General features: G+C 55.8%; 1 protein-coding gene. It reads left to right on the top strand.

The genetic code is table 11. From position 1 onward, the window contains the following. A partial coding sequence (locus tag V5P19_RS23050) for an FCD domain-containing protein (RefSeq protein WP_334407847.1) occupies nucleotides 1–380 on the top strand: 380 nt, incomplete at both ends.

Raw genomic sequence — 380 nt, 5'->3', positions numbered from 1 at the left:
GCGTAGTACCGATGAAGACAAGGAACGCATCCGTGAACTCCACCACGCCATAGAGCTGGCGCAGCAGTCTGGCGATCTGGACGCGGAATCAAACGCCGTACTCCAGTATCAGATTGCCGTCACCGAAGCGGCCCACAATGTGGTTCTGCTTCATCTGCTAAGGTGTATGGAGCCGATGTTGGCCCAGAATGTCCGCCAGAACTTCGAATTGCTCTATTCGCGTCGCGAGATGCTGCCGCTGGTGAGTAGTCACCGCACCCGCATATTTGAAGCGATTATGGCCGGTAAGCCGGAAGAAGCGCGCGAAGCATCGCATCGCCATCTGGCCTTTATCGAAGAAATTTTGCTCGACAGAAGTCGTGAAGAGAGCCGCCGTGAGC

Source organism: Enterobacter sp. UNJFSC 003 (assembly GCF_036903355.1).
Classification (GTDB): Bacteria; Pseudomonadota; Gammaproteobacteria; order Enterobacterales; family Enterobacteriaceae; genus Enterobacter.
This window is presented reverse-complemented; position numbering and strand designations above follow the sequence as displayed.